Source organism: Vibrio aquimaris, assembly GCF_009363415.1.
Lineage (GTDB): Bacteria > Pseudomonadota > Gammaproteobacteria > Enterobacterales > Vibrionaceae > Vibrio > Vibrio aquimaris.
The window spans coordinates 2,492,743-2,515,171 of the sequence record NZ_CP045350.1; the positions used below are offsets into that span (position 1 = coordinate 2,492,743).

Annotated in this window: 22 protein-coding genes; 5 read left to right on the forward strand and 17 right to left on the reverse strand. The window is 43.3% G+C overall.

Translation table 11 applies throughout. The annotated features are described in order from the left end of the window. Window positions 1–115: 115 nt before the first annotated feature. The 12 genes from FIV01_RS11525 to FIV01_RS11575 form a co-directional block, all read right to left on the reverse strand. The gene (locus FIV01_RS11525; protein WP_246210401.1) at window positions 116–1,174 is read right to left on the reverse strand and encodes an MFS transporter; all 1,059 of its coding nucleotides are present in this window, start codon (window positions 1,172–1,174) and stop codon (window positions 116–118) included. 9 nt (window positions 1,175–1,183) lie between these two features. Then, window positions 1,184–1,315 carry a hypothetical protein gene (locus FIV01_RS20870; RefSeq protein WP_281361289.1) on the reverse strand — a complete coding sequence of 44 codons (132 nt, stop codon included), beginning with the start codon at window positions 1,313–1,315 and terminating at the stop codon, window positions 1,184–1,186. Between the two features lie 6 nt (window positions 1,316–1,321). Continuing rightward, entirely contained in the window at window positions 1,322–1,705 is a 384-nt protein-coding gene (locus tag FIV01_RS11530; protein ID WP_152431129.1) for a VOC family protein, read from the reverse strand. Continuing rightward, the gene (locus FIV01_RS11535) at window positions 1,675–2,412 is read right to left on the reverse strand and encodes a hypothetical protein (protein WP_152431130.1); all 738 of its coding nucleotides are present in this window, start codon (window positions 2,410–2,412) and stop codon (window positions 1,675–1,677) included. The genes FIV01_RS11530 and FIV01_RS11535 overlap by 31 nt, the downstream gene beginning before the upstream one ends. Window positions 2,413–2,803: 391 nt before the next feature. Further along, entirely contained in the window at window positions 2,804–2,908 is a 105-nt protein-coding gene (gene cydX / locus FIV01_RS11540; RefSeq protein ID WP_152431131.1) for a cytochrome bd-I oxidase subunit CydX, read from the reverse strand. Window positions 2,909–2,917: 9 nt separating this feature from the next. Beyond that, the gene (cydB, locus tag FIV01_RS11545; RefSeq protein ID WP_152431132.1) at window positions 2,918–4,054 is read right to left on the reverse strand and encodes a cytochrome d ubiquinol oxidase subunit II; all 1,137 of its coding nucleotides are present in this window, start codon (window positions 4,052–4,054) and stop codon (window positions 2,918–2,920) included. Between the two features lie 9 nt (window positions 4,055–4,063). Further along, entirely contained in the window at window positions 4,064–5,641 is a 1,578-nt protein-coding gene (locus FIV01_RS11550; protein WP_152431133.1) for a cytochrome ubiquinol oxidase subunit I, read from the reverse strand. A 69-nt stretch (window positions 5,642–5,710) separates the two neighbouring features. After that, window positions 5,711–6,310, reverse strand: coding sequence for an HvfX family Cu-binding RiPP maturation protein (locus tag FIV01_RS11555; RefSeq protein ID WP_152431134.1), 600 nt, complete (start codon window positions 6,308–6,310; stop codon window positions 5,711–5,713). Window positions 6,311–6,312: 2 nt separating this feature from the next. Next, window positions 6,313–7,038: a putative DNA-binding domain-containing protein gene (locus FIV01_RS11560; RefSeq protein ID WP_152431135.1), complete on the reverse strand. Its 726-nt coding sequence runs from the start codon at window positions 7,036–7,038 to the stop codon at window positions 6,313–6,315. Next, the gene (locus FIV01_RS11565) at window positions 7,031–7,897 is read right to left on the reverse strand and encodes an MbnB/TglH/ChrH family RiPP precursor modification enzyme (RefSeq protein WP_152431136.1); all 867 of its coding nucleotides are present in this window, start codon (window positions 7,895–7,897) and stop codon (window positions 7,031–7,033) included. Before FIV01_RS11565 ends, FIV01_RS11560 begins: the two co-directional genes overlap by 8 nt. Further along, window positions 7,885–8,199, reverse strand: coding sequence for a hypothetical protein (locus FIV01_RS11570; RefSeq protein WP_152431137.1), 315 nt, complete (start codon window positions 8,197–8,199; stop codon window positions 7,885–7,887). The genes FIV01_RS11565 and FIV01_RS11570 overlap by 13 nt, the downstream gene beginning before the upstream one ends. Then, window positions 8,189–9,145, reverse strand: coding sequence for an MBL fold metallo-hydrolase (locus FIV01_RS11575; protein ID WP_152431138.1), 957 nt, complete (start codon window positions 9,143–9,145; stop codon window positions 8,189–8,191). The genes FIV01_RS11570 and FIV01_RS11575 overlap by 11 nt, the downstream gene beginning before the upstream one ends. A 337-nt stretch (window positions 9,146–9,482) precedes the next feature. Here FIV01_RS11575 and FIV01_RS11580 point away from each other — a divergent pair, with 337 nt between their 5' ends. The 5 genes from FIV01_RS11580 to FIV01_RS11600 all read left to right on the forward strand — a co-directional run bounded on the left by FIV01_RS11580 (window position 9,483) and on the right by FIV01_RS11600 (window position 13,138). Next, window positions 9,483–10,181: a hypothetical protein gene (locus tag FIV01_RS11580; RefSeq protein WP_152431139.1), complete on the forward strand. Its 699-nt coding sequence runs from the start codon at window positions 9,483–9,485 to the stop codon at window positions 10,179–10,181. A gap of 318 nt (window positions 10,182–10,499) precedes the next feature. Beyond that, a complete protein-coding gene (locus tag FIV01_RS11585) occupies window positions 10,500–11,135 on the forward strand; it encodes a delta-endotoxin CytB (protein WP_114785146.1) in 636 nt (211 codons plus the stop codon). A 62-nt stretch (window positions 11,136–11,197) separates the two neighbouring features. Next, on the forward strand, window positions 11,198–11,785 hold the full coding sequence (locus FIV01_RS11590) for a type-2Aa cytolytic delta-endotoxin (protein ID WP_152431140.1): 588 nt from the start codon (window positions 11,198–11,200) through the stop codon (window positions 11,783–11,785). Between the two features lie 31 nt (window positions 11,786–11,816). Further along, complete coding sequence (locus FIV01_RS11595; RefSeq protein ID WP_152431141.1) at window positions 11,817–12,434, forward strand: hypothetical protein; 618 nt, start codon at window positions 11,817–11,819, stop codon at window positions 12,432–12,434. A gap of 20 nt (window positions 12,435–12,454) precedes the next feature. Then, a complete protein-coding gene (locus FIV01_RS11600) occupies window positions 12,455–13,138 on the forward strand; it encodes a cytolytic delta-endotoxin (RefSeq protein ID WP_152431142.1) in 684 nt (227 codons plus the stop codon). Window positions 13,139–13,252: 114 nt separating this feature from the next. Here the strand turns inward: FIV01_RS11600 and carB are convergent, their stop codons facing one another. The 5 genes from carB to secA all read right to left on the reverse strand — a co-directional run bounded on the left by carB (window position 13,253) and on the right by secA (window position 22,267). Beyond that, window positions 13,253–16,483 (reverse strand): carbamoyl-phosphate synthase large subunit, encoded by a 3,231-nt coding sequence (gene carB / locus FIV01_RS11605; protein ID WP_152431143.1) that lies wholly within the window; start codon window positions 16,481–16,483, stop codon window positions 13,253–13,255. A 16-nt stretch (window positions 16,484–16,499) separates the two neighbouring features. After that, window positions 16,500–17,639, reverse strand: a complete 1,140-nt coding sequence (gene carA, locus FIV01_RS11610; RefSeq protein ID WP_152431144.1) for a glutamine-hydrolyzing carbamoyl-phosphate synthase small subunit — start codon at window positions 17,637–17,639, stop codon at window positions 16,500–16,502. 483 nt (window positions 17,640–18,122) lie between these two features. After that, window positions 18,123–18,932, reverse strand: coding sequence for a 4-hydroxy-tetrahydrodipicolinate reductase (dapB, locus tag FIV01_RS11615; RefSeq protein ID WP_152431145.1), 810 nt, complete (start codon window positions 18,930–18,932; stop codon window positions 18,123–18,125). Window positions 18,933–19,075: 143 nt separating this feature from the next. After that, window positions 19,076–19,474 (reverse strand): 8-oxo-dGTP diphosphatase MutT, encoded by a 399-nt coding sequence (gene mutT, locus FIV01_RS11620; protein ID WP_152431146.1) that lies wholly within the window; start codon window positions 19,472–19,474, stop codon window positions 19,076–19,078. A gap of 63 nt (window positions 19,475–19,537) precedes the next feature. Beyond that, window positions 19,538–22,267: a preprotein translocase subunit SecA gene (gene secA / locus FIV01_RS11625; protein WP_152431147.1), complete on the reverse strand. Its 2,730-nt coding sequence runs from the start codon at window positions 22,265–22,267 to the stop codon at window positions 19,538–19,540. Between the last annotated feature and the right edge of the window lie 162 nt (window positions 22,268–22,429).

Sequence of the window (22,429 nt, forward strand, 5' to 3'; positions counted from 1 at the left end):
GTACTCTGACTTATCCTTGAGGAGGTTTATTGGTTACTTGAGCAACACAAAAAACTCAAGAAAGCCGCTGAATATAAAGTATGACTTTCTTGAGCGACATGTTTTGACCCAATTACTAAACCATCTGAACTGATTTTTGGTCAGCGCCTGCATTAAAGCGGACCAATACAGCTAATCCAGGTAAGGTCGCAATAGCAACATATAAGCCAACATAAGCAGAACTTAACAACATCGCTTCTGTCACTATCAGCGGCGTGAGACCACCAAAGATCGATAATGCAATGTTATAACCAATTCCTAACCCGGTAGTTTGGTTGGCTGATTGCTGCCATAACAGCGCAGCTAAGTTACCCAAAATGATCGCAGCCAACGCACTGATACCTAACACAGCTATGGCTTGCCAGATAAATTCTCTGGAATCAAGCAGCACAAACAAAGGTATCGCCGTAAACAGCATAAACATCGCCCCAAATTTAAACGCTTGTTGTGGCGAAGAACATTTGTCGACGAGAAAAGAAAATACGAGCAACAACAAAACAAGTAACGATGAATTTATCAACGCAAGATTTTCGATACCCATGGCTTTGCCCAAAATACCGCTAGCTAGGTTCTGTACATAGAACACCACAGCACCAAGAATGGAAATACACAACACTTTGGCAATGATCTGACAACTAGACTTACTGGCCACCGCTTCTGCTTTAGGCAATTCAGGTAGAGAAAGACGTAAATATAAGCTTACAATGATATTTGCTACACCCACTAACAGTGGTACTCGCCATCCCCAATCACTCATCTCTTCTGTGGTTAAGTAGTGTTCTAAAGCTGCAACGATAAGAAGGGAAATGATCACACCCACAATGGAGCTCGCGACAATCAAACTGCTCACACGTGAACGTTCTGACTTCTTCGCATCGTAGAGAAGGTAATTGATTAGGGTTGGGTATTCACCACCGAAGCTAAATGCTTGAATCATTTGGAAGAACAAGAATACAACCACAATGTACTGCCCGACGCTATCCACGGGGACAAACGCCATCGAGACAGTTGCTAAACCCGTCAATAGGTTACAAAAAACCAATGCCCGTTTACGGCCATATGTGTCGGCATAGCGACCAATGACGACACCGCCAAAGGGCCGGATCAAAAAACGTAGGGCAAAGACTCCCCACACCACCAGCTCTTAGTGCTCAATGCCTTGGGTGGCAAATAGCTGGGAAATGTACATAGATATCGATGCGAATACAGCGATATCATAAAACTCCATGGCATTACCAAGCACAGCACTGGAGCGCTGCTTCCAAGTAAGTGACATTCTGTTTTACTCCTCTATAAGTTCTAATTGATTTCCATCGGGGTCTGAACAGAAAAAGTAACGGAAACTACCTAGCCTAGCGTTGTAAATAGTAGTAATGTTAGTGACTTCCGATAATTTTCTATGAAAGGCTTCAAGATCATTGACTCGCAAAGCAAAGTGGGTGATGCCCACTCTTTTTAACGCGATCAAAGATTCAGGAACTGGGGCTGAAACGTCCCCACAAAAGTGAAAAAGCTCGATTCTCGAGCCTTGGTTTTCCAGCATATGAATGGTGACCTGCTCATCCTGATAACTTCGTTCAAGCTGATAACCAAGCAATGCATAGAAATCTTGGCTAGCGACTAAATCACCAACCGTTAACGATACATGATGAAACTGTCCAGACACGCGACCGTCACTCCATGTTCCACCAATTTTCTAAAGAAGACCGAATCAGGCTGAGATTCACAGTCAAGTTTGCATTTGATGATATATATTCGTCGGGCTTCTTCTGTCTCTTTACAACCGCGAAGTAAAGCCACCTCTTGAAAGGTTTTCATCTCAAGAAAGTAACGCACACTGGTCAGTTCATCGTGCGTCAGCATCAAGTTGCCAAACACATAAGGTTTGTTTTCAGCATCATTCGGCCCAGTTGAATTGGCTACCGACAAACTATCGATAGAGATCTGTATTTGTTTATCGCTCCAGCATTCAAGCGCAAGGTGGTTAACCTTAGGACGAAACGCAATCGACTGACTGACCACATCGCAAGGCAAGGGCGTAATTGGCAAAGAAATAAGGAGGATGTCGTACTGTGAGCCCTGATTCGTCACAATATCAACACGGTTATGGCTGGCTTTGGCCGACTCGCAGAAGTTTTGGGCTCCCTGACTGTTCCAAAGATTAATCCCCAGTCTGAGACGCGAATGGAGGTTTTTGTACAGCTCATCGCCCCAATAAGCCAGATGCCACGAGTAGTTGGTCGATACGGTCTTCACTTGCTCCAACTGAGTATCTACCCGAGAAAAAGACACCGTCTGGTCGACTTCCATGTATTCAATATAGCGTTTGAATACATGGCACATCGCTTCCATGTCCGCGTTACGTACATCCACAACTGTTTAACATTATCAATAGAAACAATATGCGCATAATACACTATAAACTTAGTTTTACTACTTAGTGTAAGAATATATATCTAACCCTCTGTTAGACAGCGGGTTATATAACGATTTGACTTCATTAATCAAGAAGGGCATTGGAATGGCCATCACTCTGGTAAAAGCCTTATGACAATACAAGTACCCTCTCAAACTTCGGTTGCAGCAACAAGACGCCCAGGAAAAAGGAAATGTAAGCCATCATGATTCTAGCTCGCCAAAACAAGTAACCATACCGAGAAAACCAAACTCCTTAGAAGGTACTTCTCAAAATAGCAGGAACCCGATAAAGGCGAAGAGCCAACAGAGCACTCCTAGTGTGTATCCCCAATGTATTATTTAACTTCTACTTATCACAGCCAAAAAAGCCAACATGCTCAAGCCATAATCCATTAATAATGCCCAAAGAACAAGCGAGTAACACACCTAGTACCCAACACATATACCACATAAAGCCTCCTTAATAGAGTGATGAGCTATTGCTTTGCACATAGTCATTATCCAAACGCCCAAACATCTTGTAGTAACACCAAGCTGTGTAACTCAGGATCATCGGTACAACAACAATCGCCACAACAGCAATAATACCAAGTGTCTTTTGACTCGACGTAGCATCCCACAAAGTCAAGCTATGCGATGGATTAATGCTCGATGGCATGATCATAGGGAATAACGCCGCACCTGCAGTGATGATGATACTTGCAATTGCCGCACTTGATAGGCTAAATGCCAAGCCAGCGCGTTGATAAACACCCGCCCAAATACTTAACATCAAGCTTACTATGGCATTTATTGGTAGTAGCCAAAGTAAGGGAAAATCGCGAAAGTTGTGTAATAGTTCGCCCGCATCACTAACGACTTGTTTATTGAGTGGATTCGATGCTGCATCTTTTACCAAAGTTCCAACTATGATGTAACCGGACTGAGAGGAAGCTATAAAACCACCTAACGCAAACAATAAGATTGTCGTCACAGCGCTATAGGTTGCTATTTTTTGCGCTCGCATGCGCAGTACATCTTTGGTTTTCATTTGCAAAAATGTCGCGCCTTGAGTCACGGTCATACTCAAACTGACTAAACCACATAAGATGGGCAGCGGCGTGAGTAAATCAAGCAATCCACCTTGATAATCGAGCATAAGCAAAGGATTCAATTCAAATGGCACTCCAACAAGCAAGTTACCAAAACCAACACCGAAAATAATCGGTGGGGTTACACCACTAACAAACAAAGCCATATCACATGCAGCGCGCCATTTTGGACTGTCTAGTTTGGCTCGATAGTCCATACCGATAGGACGTAACCATAGCGTGGCCAGTACAAAGATCATCGCAAGATAAAAACTCGAAAACGCCGCCCCGTACACCAAAGGCCAGACAGCAAAAATGGCGCCGCCAGCAGTAATAAGCCATACCTGATTGCCATCCCAGTGTGGCGCAATCGTATTAATCATGACTCGGCGTTCAAGGTTATTTTTTCCTAAGATAGGCAGTAGCGCAGCCACCCCCATATCAAAACCATCTGCAATCGCAAAACCGATCAACAGCACACCAATTACCACCCATATAAACAGGCGTAAAGTTTCATAATCAAACATACCCTCTCCCTAATTTTGCTTTATCATGGTCTGTAATGATTGTTCTCGCTCGAAGTGATAACGCCCAGTTTTCAACACACTTGGGCCACGTTTGGCAAATTTCACCATCAAGAAGGCTTCGATACACAAAAATATGCTGTAGAGAACAAACACAAAACCTAAAGAGATCCAAATATCATTCGTCGTAAGATTAGATACGGCAATATTAACTGGTAACACTTCTCCAATAGCCCAAGGCTGACGTCCATATTCAGCAACAAACCAACCCGCTTCACAGGCAATAAAAGGTACTGGAATCACCCAGATTGCAGCTCTTAATAGCCATCGATTAGATTCGATTTTTTGTCGGCAAACCTGAATAAAAGACAGTCCTATAATGACAAACATTAGAACGCCACAGGCTACCATAATGCGAAAGCTCCAAAATAAGGGGGCAACTTGCGGTATGGTGTCTTGAGCTGCTAGCTTAACTTGGCTATCGGTGGCATCTACCACCTTGTCTGTGTATTTTTTTAGCAGTAGACCATAGCCAAGATCTTGTTTAATTTCATCAAATTGAGCGATCACATCCGGTTGATCATTACCTGCTCTAAGTTTCTCTAATAAGCCATACGCTTGTATTCCCGAGCGAATCCGCTGTTCATTTTGAGCCATAAGATCTTTAATCCCCGTGACGGGTTTATCCAAAGATCGCGTGGCAATTATCCCCATCAAATAGGGAATCTTAATCGCGTAATCCGTTTCCATGCTGTCTTGGTTTGGCAGACCAAATAAAGTGAATGATGCAGGTGCTTCTTCGGTGTTCCACTCAGATTCAATCGCAGCCAGTTTAACCTGCTGAACATCACCAAGCTCGTATCCAGATTCATCTCCAAGCAGCACTGTCGATAAAATTGCCGCCATCCCAAATGCAGATGCGATAGCGAAAGAACGTCGAGCAAAGGGAAGATCTCGCCCCTTAAGCAGGTAATAGGCGCTGATGCCCATGATAAAAAGAGCACCTGTGGTGTAGCCTGCGGCAACGGTATGGACAAACTTCACCTGTGTCACTGGGTTAAACACCACTTGTGCAAAGTCGACCATCTCCATACGCATAGTTTGATAATTAAATTCAGCGCCGACTGGGTTTTGCATCCAGCCGTTCGCCATTAAAATCCAAAGTCCCGAGAAATTGGAACCTAAGGCCATTAACCAAGTGGCAGATAAGTGCTGTCGCTTAGTTAAACGTTCCCAGCCAAAGAAGAACATCCCCACTAAGGTTGATTCAAGAAAGAAAGCTATCAGCGCTTCTATGGCAAGCGGTGCACCAAAAATATCCCCAACATAGTGTGAGAAATACGCCCAATTGGTACCAAACTGGAACTCCATGGTTAAACCCGTTGCGACACCGACAGCAAAGTTAATTCCAAATAACTTGCCCCAAAACTTGGTCATATCCTTGTAGACTGTTTTACCTGTCATCACATACAAGGACTCCATAACGGCAAGCAGGAAAGACAAACCAATCGTTAGCGGGACAAAAATAAAATGATAAAGAGCGGTACTTGCGAACTGAAATCGAGATAGTTCAACAACATCTGCGAACATAGAAACTCCTTCCCGCTGTGAAAACAGCGGGTTAGGTAAAGAGGATTAATCGATTTAATGAAGGTGTGGTTAGGCTTTAACTGGAGTAGAGTTGAATGGTTTTCGGAGCCAGTAATCTAGGCTCACATATCGGCCGCCACCGTAGAAAAACAGCACCATCAACATAACAAAATAGGTTGCGGCAAACTCCATCCCATTGTTGAGCATCACAGGATCGCCAAGTTCTGTAATATAGTTGTATCGACCAGGGAAGTTAGTAGCTAGCCATTCAATAAACCCGTTCAGCCGTACACTTGCTTCCATACTGCTAGTAGCTATGGCGTCCCAACCATGCTTCCAATGCACCATGGCGCTGGCAACACTCATCAAAAAGATCATAGGAATGGCCATCACTCTGGTAAAAAGACCCAGAGCAATACAAATGCACCCGACTACTTCAGTCGCGGCAGCAAGAAATGCCAGAAGCTCAGGAAAAGGAAGGTTTAAGCCACCATCAGCCGCAGAAGCACCAAACCAAGCGACTGTGCCCGAGAATCCCAAAACTTTAGAACGAGCGCCGACAAAGATAACCGGGATAAGATAGAGGCGGATAGCAAGCAAGGCCAGATAATCATATCTTTGACACTTTTCCACTAAGCCATCGAACCAATTAAGAGCTGACTTAATCATAATTATTCTCCTAAAAATTGGACTTTAATAAGTCCTAATTCACTAAAATGTTGCACCCACTCCATCACGTTAAAGCTGATATTTTTGTGATTAACCCTTTGTTGCAGCAGGGCTGAAGTTAAATCAGGTTGCTCTATCAGCATTTGAATCAAAGCGATATCTATATCTCTTAACCTTTGAGAGACAACATGCTGCTCTTGGTTACGAAATACGCCGTAAAACACACTATGACGGTCAGTGGTTAAAAATGTCACTGAGTCTTGATGAAGCAAGAAAGGGACTTGAGTGAGTTTTAAGGTTGGATTGACTTGTAAGCTATCGTTTTCTGTTACCTCTTTTCGAGAAAACTCAGCAAAATTGTTGCTTACAGCGTCGATTTCCACACAAAAAGTAACCCATTCATATTCAAGCAAGGCTAACTGTTGCAATGATACAGCTCCCGAACTGGCACCTTCATCTTTCTGCATAAACTGTACAAATTCGCTTGCTATTTGGTGAAATTCAGCCTCAAAGGCAGCATGTTTAGCCACAAAGCCATCAATCATTTGCTCAAGTTGTAGATGAGAAAATTGCGCTGAAAAAAGTGGGAAGGTGTTGGTCACCACACCAAAAACATTATCGCGAATGAATTCGCTGTATCGACAGCCGTCTCTTTGCTCGTTTGGCAAACGTATCATTGCCGATAAACGTTCGGTTTGAGCCTGCATTTGGCTAGGAGGGTTAAGCATTAACTACCCCCTTACAAAGCCCCTCGAGCGTTTGACCAAATTCCTGTATTTCACCATGAATACTGCGCAATTCTTCAGCGAGTACCAGTAGAGATGGCATATTTTGATCCCGCTCTAGAAGCAAAGGTTTACTACCATGAACACCATAGGTGTAGCGAGCTAAATCCAATACTTGCTCAGGAACCGGAGCTCCATGGGTATCGAGCAAAAAACCATCTTTTTCTTTAAGATGACCAGCAATATGGCAATAGCGTATCACCTCACTTGGTAAGCTATTAAGCATGTTATAAGGGCAATAACCGTGATTGTGACTGTTTACAAACACATTGTTGATATCCAGCAACAGCTCACAGCCACTTCTATCGCATATCTCAGCAATAAACTCTCCCTCAGGCATTTCGTCGCCATAACTGTGGTAATAAGAGATATTTTCCAGCGCAATCGGCCTCTGAATCACATCTTGGACCCGATGAATACGTTCGACTAAATAGGCAATATTCTCTTTTTGTCTTGGTATTGGCAGTAGCTCATACAAATAGCCTTGACTGTCCTTTGAAAAGCTCAAATGCTCGCTGTATATCTCGATATTAAACTCATCGAGAAAATTCGCGACATCTCTTATAAAAGGTTCATTTAAAGGCTGACAATCACCAATAGATAAACTGAGTCCATGAGCAACCAAAGGATATTTTTGCGCAATATCTTGCAACTGCTCGCGCTTTAACCCACCGATATTCATCCAATTCTCTGGCGCCAATTCAAGGAAATCAATATCAGGATGTTCAGGTAGCTGGCACAGCAAATCAATATGTTCGCTGCGCAGCCCTAGTCCTTTTGACGTATTGGTTATTGTCCGCATACGCCACCTGTGATTTTGCTTTGGGTTAATTTAATGGTTTCATTAGAAGGGTTAATTCCCTCCCCTGTCACGCCACACTTACCATCACGAGCACGAACTAACCGACCTTGGGGGTCACTTGTTAATTCTTGTTTTTCAAAGCGCTTTTCTGTGCCACATTTACCCGCTGCACATTTCCCGCCATGCTTTGATTTAGATTGAGCTTCAACCGGAGCTTCCGGCGAAGTATCAGCAAAGGCCATACCTGAGTTGAGAGTAATAACCGATGTCATTGCAATAGATAGAACGAGTTTATTGTTCATTGGATATCTCCTTAGCGGCGCTCATGGGATAACTGGATAAATCGTGCCCAGCAATCACCTGACCTTTGTAATACTGTTTCACTATCTTGATCGATTCGGGTTTGAGCTTAAGACCTAGTCCCATCCAATGATTGAGGACCAAAATTTTGGGGTTCACTTGCGCGGCGATTTTGCCAACGATTGAGGGCTTAGCATGCAAAAATGCAGATGTTTCATCGGCTTGTTCGTGAATCGCTAAAGGCATCAAAAGAATATCAGCCCCTTTCGCAAACTCGACAAAATCCGGATTACTGCCATTTTGATCAGCAGAAAGCACCATCACGCCTTCTTCGCTTTCAATGCGATAGGCTAGGCAAGGTACATCACCATGGGGGATGCCGAGCGCAAAGATAGTCAGCCCATCTTGCTGGTAAACTTTGGTTCCTTGTGAAGATTTATAGGGTACGTCTGTGATAGTGACAGGAAATAAGCCATCACTACCATCAAACAAACCATTGAGATAGGCATAAGCACCTTTATCACCATCGAACAATGCTTTCATATAACCAGTCATACTAGGAAAAGCAGAACCGGCTTCAGGCCCAGCAATATCTAAAGGATCTTGGCGATCAAAAAAGTAACCACCTTTAAGCAGTGCTGGCACATCAGCAACGTGATCGGTGTGAAAATGAGTTAGACCGAGAAAATCGAGATCCTCAAGCTTACCGCCAGCTTGACCAAACCTTAGGTAAACTCCGCCACCAGCATCTATCATCACTTGTGACTTTCCCTTCCACCAGATAAGTTCACCGGAAGAAGCGCGAAGATCGTCGGAAATAGGTCCGCCAGATCCAAGCAGTTGGAGAGTAAAATTTTTATCGAGCGGTTCGAGAGAAAGAGCGTAGCTATTCACTGAACCAAGAGATAACCCCATCGCTAGTATCAAGGCTTTTAAAGGCTTTTTCATATCAGATACCTATGAGTGACATTTATTATTTCTCTTCTTTGGGTGAGCAGCCAAAGAAGCAACAAGGGCAGGAAAAACGAGCTGTTTTTGATGTCCGTCAAAGTACTCAACTAAGATATCTAATAAATGAAGTTAAGAATATCTATATATTTTTAATTATCGTTTAGATAAACTGAACAGAATAAAATATATTGAGTGATCAGCATCTAGATACAAAACTGATTGCATGGAATGGAGCCAAAGCTTTCGCTGCTTCTTCTAGCAGGTGGGAACTAAATCACTATTATCCGAAATGTAAAAGCCTTGATAACCCAATAACATAAAGGATAATCCTGCGATGAAAAAAACAGCGTTAGTTTTCTCTTTACTGGCTTCAAGCCAACTGTGTTTCGCTGATAATACGCTTTATCAACCAAAAGATGAAAACACCCCCTCCATTGAATCCATTACGATGAGCTACGGCACTCCAATGAGAAAAGAACTTGCTCTAAATGGCGCGACTTCGGGCTTACCTAAAACCGCTTATAGTGGTGCAACCATGAAGCTTAATATGATAGGCGGCGTGGCGCCCTACTCTGTCGAAGTAACAGAAGGTAATGTAGATATTAAAGACGATGTCCTGACCATTAGAGAGAAAGGAAAAATCAAATTGCTCATCTCTGACTCTGTAGGCTCAAGTTTCACTTATTCTTTTAATCCGAGTTTTTTCTCTACACCCGACAATGTGATCAGAACCTTTTCTCAGTCTGAGAAATACTGTAGCAAACTAGGTGGTAGCTTACCCAAGATTGAAGATATTGCACTCTTTCCAACTGCTAGAATGTTTGGTTATTTATTTTCTGAGTGGGGAAGCTTTTCTTTAAATCAATCTGGTTGGTATACATCTGATCAAGATATATCTTATAAGCTATTTAGAAACCAAGATGAATGGTCAAGTATGGGCTATGACGGACATATATCCGCTCATTTAGATAATGGATTGGTTTACCAAACATATGATGATGCTTTTGCTAGAACCACTTGTATTCTTAAATAATCCATGATTAAAGGAGCGTTATTAAGTTAGCGCTCCTTTATAAAAATAAACCCATTATTGATAGATTAAATTTTAACCTGCCGTAGATAAATGAATACTATCAATCAAACCCTCCAAATACGCAGCACAGGTCACTATTGATTCAATAATCGCAAAGCTGATATTAATCAACAACTTAAATAACACCCTCTCATAACAAGTTATTCGTTATGTGAATAGTGTCGCAATTATGAAACACCAAACCTGCATATAAGACGATCTGCATATAGACCTTGGGATGAACTTTACTCCCAACCAATACAGCATGGAGATCAGATTATGACTTTTGATAGCGTTGTCGTTCTAGACAGTAACGATGTGATCAAAAAGGCAGGTGAAAGCAAGCTTAACTTCAATACTCTGTTTCAAGTTCCAGCAGAGAATGTTCATCAGGCAATTGAAATGGCACAAGTTTTTCAAGATGCCATCAATGGTGACACGCTAGAGTTTAACTTTGACCAAGCACTACAGCTTGTCAAAGAACACAAAGAAATGGCCGTCACTGGCACGATAAACCAGTCAATCGTAAAGCAAGATAATCAAGTATCGGCCATGGTCGATGATGTCATGAACCTGCTTGATACTGTAGTGGGTGTTTACCTAGACAAAGAAACGCCAACCTATGAAAAATTCAAAAACACGATTGAGCAAGGCTTTACGAACCTCAATGAGCAAAAAGAAAGTTCTTGGATTTTCTGGAGTAAGGAAAGCGAGCACAAGACCACCTACACCTACAACATCTTATTTGCTGTGGCCAATAAAGATACAGGCTCGGTTATGGCGGCCGCTCCAATTGGCTTAACCATCACTGTTGATGTCGACAAAGAGAAAGTACTTTGGATTACAACCAAAGATAAGCATAACTACTCTGTGAACGTTAAATCAATCACTGTCGTTGAAGCGCTGCAGGCATAAAAGCCTTGGAGGTGGCCATTTGCCACCTCCTAATTCGCAATATAATCAACTAAGGAAAGGTCATGGAATCAGTAACCATAGCACCGGATATTAAAACTGATATTTTTAGCCCCATCTTAAACATCAACCTCGAATATCTAGATCAAGCAGTAAATATGTTAAGTGCCTTTGACAATCTTCACAGCGCAACACAAGGTATAGATTTTGACCAAGCTCTTACTATTGCTAAAAGCCATAAAACCATGGCAGTTATTGGCACAAAGACGGTTGCCGAAACAGCCCAAACAATGCAAGCATGGGTCGCGATAGATCAATTACAAAATTTGATCGGTATGGTTCAAGGAGCGGTGACTGAAAATTGGGCTGCATTTGGTATGGCTGCGCGAGCTTTTTTGGATCTCAATGCTCAGAAAAATGGCGGTTACTTTGTGATATTTGGTCAAAGTGAAAAAGAAGTGTCCTACCAGTACAATATGTTTAACATTGTGCAAAATCAGTCGACAGGTGCCACTATGGTTGGCCAACTTACATCCGTCGACATTCACCTAAAGTCCTCTGATAGCAACGTATTGTCTTTGGTGGCAGGTTCAAAAGTCACACAAACCATGAACTTTAAAAGCATGGTCATAGCCGAAGCATTAGAACGCTGATATAAACCTTACATCTTCTGAGAGGTTATTTATGAATATTGAAATCGTGCCCTGTAAACAAAAAGAGTTACCTTATCAGGTATTTTTAGAAGTAGAGGATGAGCGCTATCTGACTCAAGCATATGAGCTATCCAAACTCTTTACTGACTGTTCAAATGAAAACCGCATTATTGACTTTGAACAGGCCAAAGCACAAATCAAAGCAGAGCCTGGGTTAGCAATAATTGCAACATTAAACGTAGAACTAAATAAACAATATCAAGCCCTATCTATGCTCACTTCAGACATAGCAGGCCAACTGACAGCACAAGATTCATTCGGTATTTTCGATAAACAGAGACTCCAAACCATAGTAGCCCACGCATTTTGCGATCTCGATAAACAAAAGGATCAACCTTGGTTTGGCTATTTAGAAACTGAAACAAATCAGGGTAATCATGCCCACTATCAGTACAATTTCCTCGTTATTTCTCAAAGCGATCGCACAGGCCCTCTTATGGCTGTCAGCCTACTTTCAATAGAAGTTGAGATAGAAAATAACAGCCACAGCATTTTTAGTCAGCCACATAAACCGGACGCGCTGACGATAGACAGTGATAAGATAGACATCAAACTGAAAGGACTGCAGGCCGTCAGACAACTTAGCTAGTTTCATAGAGGTAAGCCAATATGTACATCACCAGAGATGTAAAGGTTACTCCAGTAAATAGCCCCGTTGTACTGGGTGACTCAATTTTAAAAAACAATGCTTTAGCTCCAAACTCAAGGGTTTTGGCAACAGACGATCAACAAGATCTGAAATTCAAAACGCTATTTTCTTTGGAGCCTCAATATATCAACCAAGCAATAGCGGCAACACGAGTATTTCAACAAGCGCTCAATTCATCATTAGAGTTGAATATTGCTAAAGCTGAACAATTAGCACAAGAGAATAACATTCACATCGAAAGGACTATCCAACCTGTAATATCGAGTGATTCTCCTCAGGGGGCAATTTCAAAGCTTGAAGCACAGCTTGATGAAGTTGTTGGCGGTACCTTTCCAGCTAATCTAAAAGCGAAAATTATGGATATCGTATCTGATGGTTTTGTAAACCTTTATCGACACGAAAGCAGCGCTTGGATTTTTTGGTCCAGCGAATCTGCCAATAAGTCCTCTTACTACTACACTATGCTACTCGCGATTCAGGAAGATGATGTACTGGTTTTCGTGCCGCTTGGGTTTTATATACAAGCCAATATCAGTAAAGAGAAGGTGTTATTCATTACCGTATCATCCAGCACTCACTACTCCGTCGCACTCAATGGATTAAAGGGCACACAGCCTTTGGGCTACTCTCCCAACCAATCATGAATAAAAACGTCATGAGCTCGGCGCGACTTATTAAATAAACTGTTTGTCCAATAAAAAAGCCTGCTTGAATAAGCAGGCTTTATAGTCTCTATATACAGCGTAAACCTTATCTACTTAAGCTTGGCTTTTCGCCACTTTTGCATGTAACTCTTGTACTGAAGTCACCGAGGCACAGGCATCAGCCGTATGTGACATACAAGTGGCAAATGCCGCATTGAGAGTTGTCGTATAGTTCACTTTTTCAGCTAGGGCACCGCGGCGCAATACTTTAGAGTCTTCAATAGACTGACGACCAGCCGTCGTATTCACGATATAGGTATACTCGTTGTTTTTGATACGGTCTAGAATGTGTGGACGACCTTCGTGTACCTTGTTAACAAGACGAGGATTGATTCCCGCTTCACCTAGGATGATCGCTGTACCGTGTGTTGCGTCTAGCTGGTAACCAAGTTTGGTTAGCTTAGAGGCGAGATCAACAACACGTTGCTTGTCACCTTCGCGAACAGACAATAGTGCACGACCGCCTTCTGGGTAAACATTGCCACAACCTAGTTCCGCTTTCGCGTAAGCTTCTGCAAAAGTTGTACCTACACCCATAACTTCACCGGTAGAGCGCATTTCTGGGCCTAACAGTGGATCAACACCAGGGAACTTGTTGAACGGTAGTACGACTTCTTTCACTGAGTAATAAGGTGGGATGATCTCTTTGGTAAAGCCTTGTGATTCAAGAGATTGACCTGCCATTACGCGTGCAGCAATCTTCGCTAGCGGCGCACCTGTTGCTTTAGAAACAAACGGGACAGTACGTGCAGCACGAGGGTTTACTTCGATTAGGTAAACTTCGTTGTCTTTCACCGCAAACTGGGTATTCATCAGGCCACGTACACCTAGCTCAAATGCGAGTTTCTCAACTTGCTCGCGCATCTTGTCTTGGATCTCTTGACTTAGCGTGTAGGCAGGAAGTGAACATGCAGAGTCACCCGAGTGAACACCCGCTTGCTCGATGTGCTCCATGATACCGCCGATCACCACTCGCTCACCGTCACAGATAGCATCGATATCCACTTCAGTTGCATCATCTAGGAAACGATCAAGAAGTACTGGCGACTCGTTTGATACACTTACTGCTTCGTTGAAGTAGCGACGCAGGTCTTGCTCATCGTATACGATTTCCATCGCACGACCACCAAGAACATATGATGGACGTACAACCAGTGGGAAGCCAATCTCTTTTGACTTATCAACCGCTTGCTCGATAGTCGTTACTGTCGCGTTCTCAGGCTGCAGAAGCCCAAGACGGTCAACAGCTGCTTGGAAACGCTCACGGTCTTCTGCGCGGTCAATCGCATCTGGGCTAGTACCAATAATAGGAACACCAGCCGCTTCTAGCGCACGAGCCAGTTTCAGTGGTGTTTGACCACCGTATTGAACAATCACACCTTTTGGCTTTTCAACACGTACGATAGAAAGTACATCTTCTAAAGTTACAGGTTCGAAGTAAAGACGATCAGACGTATCGTAGTCGGTAGAAACCGTCTCAGGGTTACAGTTAACCATGATGGTTTCGTAACCATCTTCACGCAGTGCAAGTGAAGCGTGTACACAACAGTAATCAAATTCGATACCTTGACCAATACGGTTTGGACCGCCGCCCAGAACCATAATCTTGTCTTTATCGGTTGGCTGCGCTTCACACTCCTCATCGTAAGATGAGTACATGTAAGCCGTATCAGATGAGAACTCAGCCGCACAAGTATCAACTCGTTTGTAGACTGGGTGAATGTCATACTGGTCACGTAGACGACGAATTTCATTCTCAGATACGCCAAGGATTGAAGACAGGCGAGCATCAGAGAAACCTTTACGCTTCATCTTGCGCAATACATCTTGAGTCAGGCCGGCGAAGCCACCTGCTTTAACCTCATTTTCAAGCTTGATGAGTTCCTCGATTTGCACCAAGAACCAGCGATCAATCTGAGTGAGGTTAAACACACCGTCGACTGACATGCCTGCACGGAACGCATCAGCAATATACCAAATACGCTCAGCGCCTGCTTCTTTTAGTTCATGGCGAATCTTTGTTAGCGCGTCTGGCGCATCGAGATCGACCATTTCATCAAAGCCGTTTGCACCGACTTCTAAGCCACGTAATGCTTTTTGCAATGATTCTTGTTGATTACGACCAATCGCCATAACCTCACCCACTGACTTCATCTGAGTCGTAAGACGATTATTCGCACCGGCAAACTTCTCAAAGTTAAAGCGCGGGATCTTAGTCACAACGTAGTCGATGGTAGGCTCAAATGATGCTGGCGTTGCACCACCTGTTATATCATTTTGTAGCTCATCGAGAGTGAAACCAACCGCCAGTTTGGCTGCGATTTTAGCAATAGGGAAACCGGTTGCTTTTGATGCTAGAGCTGATGAACGTGACACACGAGGGTTCATCTCAATGATAACCATGCGGCCATCTTTCGGATTGATACCAAACTGAACGTTTGAACCGCCCGTTTCAACACCAATTTCACGCAGTACCGCAAGTGAGGCGTTACGCATCAATTGGTATTCTTTATCCGTCAATGTCTGTGCTGGAGCCACTGTGATCGAGTCACCAGTGTGAATACCCATTGGATCGAAGTTTTCAATCGAACAAACAATGATACAGTTGTCCGCTTTATCGCGAACCACTTCCATTTCGTACTCTTTCCAGCCAATTAAAGACTCATCGATCAGCAATTCATTAGTGGGAGAAAGATCTAAACCGCGGCGACAAATTTCTTCAAATTCTTCTTTATTGTACGCAATACCACCACCGGTACCACCCATAGTGAATGAAGGGCGAATAATGCATGGGAAACCGACCATATCAAGAACGCGGTATGCTTCTTCCATAGTCTTAGCAGTATCAGCACGTGGGCATTCAAGACCGATAGACTTCATCGCTTTATCAAAACGAGAACGATCTTCCGCCTTATCAATCGCATCGGCAGTTGCGCCTATCATCTCAACACCGAACTCTTCAAGCACGCCATGCTTTTCTAAATCAAGTGCACAGTTAAGAGCAGTTTGCCCTCCCATGGTCGGAAGAACCGCATCGGGACGTTCTTTTTCGATGATCTTACGTACTACTTCCCATTGTATAGGCTCAATGTAGGTGGCGTCTGCCATCTCAGGGTCAGTCATAATCGTCGCAGGGTTAGAGTTAACCAGAATAACTCGATATCCCTCTTCGCGAAGCGCTTTACACGCTTGAGCACCAGAGTAGTCAAACTCACATGCTTGACCGATAACAATCGGGCCAGCACCCAGAATTAGAATACTTTTTAGGTCAGTACGTTTTGGCATTCTCTACTACTCCAAATTAAGCGCTGTGTTGTTTAATAAGTTCAATGAAATGATCAAATAGCGGCGCAGCGTCATGAGGACCTGGGCTCGCTTCTGGGTGACCTTGGAAACTAAATGCTGGTTTATCGGTGCGATGAATGCCCTGAAGAGAACCATCAAATAAGGATACGTGGGTAGCACGCAAATTCTCTGGCAAACTATCTTCATCAGCTGCAAACCCATGGTTTTGTGAAGTAATCATAACCACATTTCGGTCAAGATCCTTCACTGGATGGTTTGCGCCATGATGACCAAATTTCATCTTCACCGTCTTTGCACCCGATGCAAGCGCCAAGATTTGGTGCCCTAAACAGATGCCAAAGATGGGTAAACCTTTATCTAGGAATGCTTTTGTTGCTTCAATCGCATAAGTACATGGTTCAGGGTCACCAGGGCCATTTGAGAGGAATACACCATCAGGATTAAGTGCCATCACTTCTTCTGCTGTTGTCTCCGCAGGCACAACTGTTAAGCGGCAACCTCTGTCAACGAGCATACGCAAGATGTTTCGCTTTGCTCCAAAGTCATAGGCAACAACGTGATATGGTAGCTCGCTGCTGTCTTGCGCATCTGGAAGACCACTTTCGAGCGTCCACGAACCTTGTTGCCATTGATACGCTTCTTTCGTTGTAACTTCTTTCGCAAGATCCATACCTTTTAAGCCAGGGAATTCTTTTGCTTTGGCCAAGGCTAAAGCTTCGTCTAGATTGCTGCCTGCAACAATACAACCGTTTTGCGCACCTTTTTCACGCAGAATACGAGTCAACTTACGCGTATCGATATCAGCGATACCTACGATATTTTGTGACTTAAGGTAATCAGAAAGGGTTTGTTCATTACGGAAGTTAGAAGCGATAAGGGGAAGGTCGCGAATCACAAGGCCTTGTGCATGGATAGAAGAGGATTCTTCATCTTCGGAGTTGGTTCCGGTATTGCCTATATGTGGGTAAGTGAGAGTGACGATTTGTTGAGAATAGGAAGGATCAGTGAGGATTTCTTGGTACCCCGTCATCGAGGTATTAAAAACGACTTCACCAACGGATGAACCATCTGCTCCAATGGAAACTCCGTGGAACACTGTCCCATCTTCTAGGACTAACAGTGCTGATTTACTCAAGACAACCTCCAGAATAAAAATGCATAAATTATAAATTAAACTGCAAATCTGCCTTCCTTTACACCTTGAATAAGTGATTTCAGGTTATTTAGACAAATTGGCAGCATTCTAATGACGAAGATTAAATGTGTCAACAGGAGCATAAAAATTAATTCAGACTTTAGGGCAGTTAATGCAAATAAGCGCTTGTAGTAGCTAAAATACTAGCTTTACTCCCGTAATTTTAGCCATTGGATACAAAACGTATAAATTTACTTGGTAAGATAGCAGAAGAGTATGGCATCAAAAGATAACAGCAATACGCAAACGTTAAACCACCCGATTAAAGACTATTTTTAAAGGCTTCAGATAAAAAAATCAGCCTTAACTCCATAAGATAAAGAAAAGATCGTGATAACTGACAAAGTAACTAAAGTTTTGTAAACAGTGAAAGCAGAGGAAGGGATTAAAAACGCCGAGCAAGCTCGGCGCATAATTATTTAATTACAGATCATTTAATCCAAGCACATCTGTCATGCTATAAAAACCCGCAGGTTTCTCTTTTAACCATACCGCAGCTTTAACCGCACCATTAGCAAAGGTCATACGATCGGTAGCTTTATGGGTTATTTCTACCCGTTCGCCAATATCAGCAAACATAGCGGTATGCTCGCCGACAATATCGCCAGCTCGAATTGTAGCAAAACCGATCTCATCTTTGGTTCGTTCACCAGTAATCCCTTCACGAGCATAAACAGCAACGTCACTCAGCTTGTTACCCATAGCACCCGCAATGGCTTCACCCATGCTAAGCGCAGTTCCAGAAGGGGCATCTACTTTGTAGCGGTGATGAGCTTCAACCACTTCAATATCACAGTAATCACCCATTACCTTCGCTGCTTTTTCAAGTAACTTGAAAACAAGGTTTACGCCAACAGAGTAATTTGATGCCATAACAATAGGCATTTTCGTTGCCATTTCTTCGATTTGCTGGCGCTCTGCCTCTGAAAAGCCTGTCGTGCCAATGACAATACTTTTACCATGCTTCTGACAGAGTTCGAGGTTTGCTAAGGTACTTGCTGGCGCAGTAAAGTCTATGATGACGTCAAACTGGTCGATCTGTTTACTCAAATCATCCGTCAGTACAACATCAAACTTACCCTCTCCACAAAGCTCACCAATATCAACACCAACTAAAGAAGATTCAGGCCTTTCTGAGCCTGTACCAACTTGGGCAAGTGGGTTCTGGTGAGTCGCTTTGACTAAGTTGCGCCCCATGCGTCCAGCTGCTCCCGCAATTGCAATACGTACCATGCACTTCTCCATTATTCACGTTTTGTATGCTACTGAGTTAAAACTACCAATATTAAAGACAACTGGCTATACATTCGATAGTGAAATTTTCCTACTTGGCTTAAAAGCACTATCTTCTTTCTCCTGATTGACGACTCTTATAGCTAGCTATATTCATCCACCACTCTGTCAAGGATTGTTCTATTTGCTTCGGGAAATTCATAGTCCCTTAGCTTAGTGATCGGTACCCACTTACCTTGCTGCCCTTCTCTACCAAAAGGTTGGTTTTCAAAATCGGTGACAAGAATAAAATCAAACTTCAATGACTTATCCGTGTAGTCATATTCTAAATGCTCGAACAAGCTATGTTGTGTCACCTGAATACCAACTTCTTCATCTAACTCGCGTTTAATGGCTTGTGCGATAGTTTCTTTGTCTTCAACCTTTCCTCCTGGAAACTCCCAAAATCCACCCTTATGTTTTTCCTCTGGGCGCTTAGTGATAAAGACTTCACTTTTTTCAGCATTTAAAATAATAGCCGCGACAATATGGATACGTTTCACAATCAGTTTCCTCAAAAAAAGAGCCGCTAATGCGACTCTTGATGTTTTAAAATCTATCTATTTTTAGCCACTCAGCTGGCCATGGCACTGTTTGTACTTTTTGCCACTGCCACAAGGACAAGGCTCATTACGTCCTACTTTGCGCTCTTCACGGACCATAGGCTGATTGGAGTGGTCTTCTTGGCTTTCATTAGCTAGCTGGTTACCAGCTGAAGCATGCTGTGCTTGAGCTCGTCTCGCCGCTTCTTCAGCTTGTGCTAGGCGCTGCTCTTCCATGCGCTCAACTTCTTCTTGTTGCTGAACACGAACTTTAGATAAAATGGTGATCACATCTGATTTTAGTGCATCCAACAAACCTTCAAACAACTCGAACGACTCACGCTTATATTCCTGTTTCGGGTTTTTCTGTGCATAGCCACGTAGGTGAATTCCCTGACGCAAGTGGTCCATAGCTGCAAGGTGCTCTTTCCAGAGCGTATCAAGAGTCTGTAGCATGACTGATTTTTCAAAGTTACGCAGCACCTGCTCACCAACTACAGTCTCTTTCTCTTTGTAGACTGCAATCGATGTTTCCAAGATTTTCTCACGCAGAGCTTCTTCATAGAGCTTGTCGTCATCTTCAAGCCACTGCTTGACTGGCGCATCGAGGTCAAAATCGTTTTTCAGACGTTCCTGTAGCCCTTCGACATCCCACATATCTTCTAAAGACTGAGGTGGAATATATTCGTCAATGACAGAAGCTATAACATCCGCTCGATTTTGCTCAATCATTTCACTGATGTCTTCCACATTCATCAGTTCATCACGCAGCTCATAAACAACTTTACGCTGATCATTGGCCACATCGTCGTATTCTAGAAGCTGTTTGCGGATATCGAAGTTTCGGCCCTCAACTTTACGTTGAGCCTTCTCAATTGAGCGAGATAACATTTTAGACTCAATCGCTTCCCCTTCTTCCATACCACTTTGAATAAGGCTCGCCATACGATCGGAAGTAAAGATACGCAGCAGTGAATCTTCCATAGAAAGGTAGAAACGTGACGAACCAGCATCACCTTGACGGCCAGAACGACCACGCAGCTGATTATCAATACGGCGAGATTCATGACGCTCCGTACCAATAATATGCAGACCACCAGCCTCTAACACTTTATCGTGCACTTCTTTCCAATCTGCTTTGATCACCTCAATCTGTTCTTGAGTTGGGCTATCCAAAGCATCAATTTTCGCCTGCCAGCTGCCACCAAGCACGATATCTGTACCACGGCCAGCCATGTTAGTCGCAATGGTAACGGCACCTGGTGTACCTGCTTCTGCAACAATTTCAGCTTCTCGCTCATGGAACTTAGCATTCAAGACATTGTGTTTGATCTTGGCTTTTTTCAGTGCATTCGATAAAAGCTCTGACTTTTCTATCGACACTGTGCCCACCAAAGAAGGCTGGCCTTTTTCCACTCGCTGCTTGATATCTTCAATAATAGCGGCAAACTTTTCTGTCTCAGTACGGTACACCACATCTGGCATATCGTTACGAACCATAGGCTTATTCGTTGGGATAACGACAGTTTCCAACCCATAGATAGACTGAAATTCAAACGCTTCAGTGTCTGCCGTACCTGTCATACCAGACAGCTTTTCGTATAGACGGAAGTAATTCTGGAAAGTAATCGATGCTAGTGTCTGGTTTTCATTTTGAATTTTAACGCCTTCTTTTGCTTCCACAGCTTGGTGAAGGCCTTCAGACCAACGACGCCCGGGCATAGTACGACCAGTGTGTTCGTCAACAATCACGACGTCACCATCTTCGTTAACTATGTAGTCGACGTTCTTCTCAAACAAAACATGCGCTCGTAAGGCAGCATTGACATGATGTAGCAAACTAATATTGGTCGGCGAGTAAAGTGTATCCCCCTCCTCCATTAAACCATTTTTGATCATCAATTCTTCAACGTACTCTTGACCAGTTTCGGTCAAGTGCACTTGTTTTGACTTCTCATCCACTGTGTAGTGGCCATCACCGCGATATTCTTCAGAGTCTTCTTGATCCTGTTTCTCAAGGTGAGGAATTAAGGTATTGATACGGGTATACAATTCCGAGCTATCTTCAGCAGGACCGGAAATGATCAAAGGAGTTCGGGCTTCATCGATCAGAATGGAATCGACTTCATCAACAACAGCGAAGAAACGCTCGCGTTGAACTCTGTCTTCTGAGCGAAACGCCATATTGTCACGCAAGTAATCGAAACCAAATTCGTTGTTAGTTCCGTAAAGAATATCTGCTAGATAGGCTTGTTTTTTCTCTTGAGGTGGCATGTTAGGAATATTGACACCAACCGTCATACCCAAAAACTCGAACAAAGGACGGTTTGTTTCAGCATCACGCTTAGCAAGATAGTCATTGACCGTCACGACGTGTACACCTTTCCCAGCTAAAGCATTTAAATAGGCTGGCAGTGTCGCCGTCAGTGTTTTACCTTCACCTGTGCGCATTTCTGCAATTTGGCCTGCGTTAAGCACCATACCGCCGATAAGCTGCACATCAAAATGACGCATGCCGAATACGCGTTTAGACGCTTCACGCACAGTCGCAAATGCCTCAGGAAGTAGGCCATCTAAAGTTTCACCTTGTTCAAGACGCTGGCGGAATTCAACAGTTTTTGCTTTTAGCTCTTCATCAGAAAGTGCTTCAAAGCCCGGTTCATAGTTATTTATTTCTTTTACAATTTTTCTAAGGCGACGTAACGTGCGGTCGTTGCGACTACCAATTACCTTTGTCAGTAGCTTAGTTATCATTTGTTATGCATCTCTCTTTACTTAGATCGGGCCCGATCTACATTCTATGCCTTCAGTCTCTAACAGTTCTAAACTAAGAATACTGAGATAAATCACGTTACTCAGATATTGAGATGAGAACACGGGATTTCAAGGCGTAAGTGGCGCTTAGTTTAAGGAATT

Bases quoted from the DNA above. Each gene is read 5' to 3' on its own strand.
- FIV01_RS20870 (WP_281361289.1), bottom strand. From the start codon at position 1,315: ATGTCACTTACTTGGAAGCAGCGCTCCAGTGCTGTGCTTGGTAATGCC.
- cydX (WP_152431131.1), bottom strand. From the start codon at position 2,908: ATGTGGTATATGTGTTGGGTACTAGGTGTGTTACTCGCTTGTTCTTTG.
- cydB (WP_152431132.1), bottom strand. From the start codon at position 4,054: ATGTTTGATTATGAAACTTTACGCCTGTTTATATGGGTGGTAATTGGT.
- FIV01_RS11550 (WP_152431133.1), bottom strand. From the start codon at position 5,641: ATGTTCGCAGATGTTGTTGAACTATCTCGATTTCAGTTCGCAAGTACC.
- FIV01_RS11555 (WP_152431134.1), bottom strand. From the start codon at position 6,310: ATGATTAAGTCAGCTCTTAATTGGTTCGATGGCTTAGTGGAAAAGTGT.
- FIV01_RS11560 (WP_152431135.1), bottom strand. From the start codon at position 7,038: ATGCTTAACCCTCCTAGCCAAATGCAGGCTCAAACCGAACGTTTATCG.
- FIV01_RS11565 (WP_152431136.1), bottom strand. From the start codon at position 7,897: ATGCGGACAATAACCAATACGTCAAAAGGACTAGGGCTGCGCAGCGAA.
- FIV01_RS11570 (WP_152431137.1), bottom strand. From the start codon at position 8,199: ATGAACAATAAACTCGTTCTATCTATTGCAATGACATCGGTTATTACT.
- FIV01_RS11575 (WP_152431138.1), bottom strand. From the start codon at position 9,145: ATGAAAAAGCCTTTAAAAGCCTTGATACTAGCGATGGGGTTATCTCTT.
- FIV01_RS11580 (WP_152431139.1), top strand. From the start codon at position 9,483: ATGAAAAAAACAGCGTTAGTTTTCTCTTTACTGGCTTCAAGCCAACTG.
- FIV01_RS11585 (WP_114785146.1), top strand. From the start codon at position 10,500: ATGACTTTTGATAGCGTTGTCGTTCTAGACAGTAACGATGTGATCAAA.
- FIV01_RS11590 (WP_152431140.1), top strand. From the start codon at position 11,198: ATGGAATCAGTAACCATAGCACCGGATATTAAAACTGATATTTTTAGC.
- FIV01_RS11595 (WP_152431141.1), top strand. From the start codon at position 11,817: ATGAATATTGAAATCGTGCCCTGTAAACAAAAAGAGTTACCTTATCAG.
- FIV01_RS11600 (WP_152431142.1), top strand. From the start codon at position 12,455: ATGTACATCACCAGAGATGTAAAGGTTACTCCAGTAAATAGCCCCGTT.
- carB (WP_152431143.1), bottom strand. From the start codon at position 16,483: ATGCCAAAACGTACTGACCTAAAAAGTATTCTAATTCTGGGTGCTGGC.
- dapB (WP_152431145.1), bottom strand. From the start codon at position 18,932: ATGGTACGTATTGCAATTGCGGGAGCAGCTGGACGCATGGGGCGCAAC.
- secA (WP_152431147.1), bottom strand. From the start codon at position 22,267: ATGATAACTAAGCTACTGACAAAGGTAATTGGTAGTCGCAACGACCGC.